Genomic DNA, 2,163 nt, shown 5'->3' on the forward strand with positions numbered 1-2,163 from the left:
GGCGCCGCCGGTGGCACCGTTGCCTGCTTTCCCGAACCCGCCGGTGCCGCCGGCCCCGCCGCTGCCCAGCAGGCCGCCCGCCCCTCCGGCCCCACCGCTTTGATCCACACCACCCGATCCGCCGGCACCGCCGTCGCCGAGCAGGAAGCCACCGGGTGTGCCAGGCGCTCCGCTGCCGGCGGCGCCGTTGGTGCCGTTGCCGATCAGTGGTCGGTGCAGCAGCGCCTCGGTGGGCGCGTTGATGACGTTGAAGACCGGCTGCAGCGGTCCGGCCACGCCATTGGCTCCGCTGCTGCCGATGGTTGCGCCCAGGCCGCCATTGCCGCCATTGCCGGCGGTGCCGATCAGTACCGCATTGCCGCCTACGCCGCCCACACCACCGGGACCGATGATGCTTTGCCCGCCTTCGCCCCCGGCGCCGCCATTGCCCAGCAGCAGACCGCCCTTGCCGCCGGCGCCGCCAACCCCTCCGTGAGTGACTTCACCGAACCCGCCCATGCCGCCCGCTCCGCCGAAGCCGATCACGCCGGCATTGCCGCCTTTCCCGCCGACTCCTCCGACCGCCGTGGCGCTATCGCCGATGCCGCCGGCGCCACCGGCACCGCCGCTGGACATGAACAGGCCGGCATCGCCGCCGTGCCCACCGGCTCCGCCGCTGAGGCCGGCACCGGTACCGCCGTTCCCGCCGGCCCCACCCTGGCCGAACAGGAAGCCGGCTTTGCCGCCGGCGCCGCCTTCTCCTCCGAGGCCCAACCCGATGCCGCCGTTGCCGCCGTCGCCACCCGAGCCGGCGACCAGGCCGCCGGCCCCGCCGGCACCGCCGGCGCCGCCGTCAGCTTTGCCGCCCACTCCGCCGTTCCCGCCGTGACCGCCGGTGGCGCCGACCAGTCCGGCCAGCGCACCGGCGTTCCCGCCGGCGCCACCGGCCCCGCCACCGCTCTCGCCGCCGCCGCCGACGCCGCCGGCGCCGCCGGCGCCGAAGAGTCCGCCGGCTCCGCCCATTCCGCCGGCAGCGCCGGACCCAGTCACGACTGCGCTCCCGCCGGCGCCGCCGACGCCGGCGTTGCCGGACAGCAACCCGCCCGCTCCGCCGTTGCCGCCTGCGCCGCCGTTACCGGTGGTTGAGTTTCCGCCGGCGCCGCCTGCTCCGCCGCTACCCAGCAGTCCGGCCGCCCCGCCGTTGCCGCCCTTGGCGCCGGGAGCGCCCGAGCCGCCGGCTCCGCCGTCACCGAGCAGCCAGCCGCCCGGCTTGCCGTCGTTGCCGGTGCCCGCGGCCCCGGGTGCGCCGTTGCCGATCAGTGGGCGTCCGGTAGCCGTCAGGAAAGGCGCGTTGATCGCGTTGAGGACCTGCTGCTCGATGGCCTGCAGCGGGTTGGCCGCCGCGATCGCCGCCGCGCTGGCGGCCTCCGTGCCGGCATACGTCCCGGCGGCGGCGTTCAGGGCTTGGATGAACTGGGCGTGAAACGATTCCGCTTGTGCGCTGATGGCCCGGTATCCCTGGGCGTGCCCGGAAAAGAGCGCGGCGACGGCGGCCGAAATCTCATCGCCGGCCGCGGCGAGCACCACCGCCGTCGGGGCGGCCGCGGCGGCGTTGGCCGCACTGAGCGTCGAGGCGAGGCTACTCAAATCCGTTGCGGCTGTCGCCAGCCCCTGCGGCACGGCCATGACAAACGACATGTGTTACCTCTCCAGAGCTCCGCAGCATGCGCGGCTTACGGCAAGCCGTCGATTCCGTTGAGGCCCAGCAACAGGCCGGCGGCTCCGCCGGTGCCACGCTTGCCGCCGGTAGCGGGTGTCGGGCCGATTCCGGGGTTGCCGCCGTTGCCGCCGTTGCCGATAAGGGTGGCGTTACCGCCATTGCCGCCGGCGCCGCCGGTCACATCGCCTTGGCCGCCGGCGCCTCCGGCACCGCCGATACCCATCAACTGGCCCGCCCTACCGCCGGCTCCGCCGGCACCGCCGACGCCGCCCGTAACGGCGAAGTTGCCGTAACCGCCGACACCGCCTATGCCACCGCACCCAAGTAGTCCGGCGTTGCCGCCCGCCCCGCCGGCTCCACCGGTAAGGCCAAGTCCGCCGAAGCCGCCGGAGCCGCCACTGGACATCAGCAGGCCCGCATCCCCGCCTGCGCCGCCGGCCCCGCCGATAACGGTCCCGTCGCCC

The 2,163-nt window shown here is 75.4% G+C and carries 1 protein-coding gene and 1 pseudogene; both read right to left on the reverse strand.

Going from position 1 to position 2,163, the window contains the following annotated elements; genetic code table 11:
• On the reverse strand, positions 1-1,677 hold a 1,677-nt coding region (locus BST12_RS28745), incomplete at its 3' end, for a PE family protein (RefSeq protein ID WP_083116518.1).
• Between the two features lie 35 nt (positions 1,678-1,712).
• Positions 1,713-2,163: pseudogene (locus BST12_RS28750) on the reverse strand (PE-PGRS family protein); the annotation flags it as partial.

It is taken from the genome of Mycobacterium angelicum (genome assembly GCF_002086155.1).
GTDB lineage: Bacteria > Actinomycetota > Actinomycetes > Mycobacteriales > Mycobacteriaceae > Mycobacterium > Mycobacterium angelicum.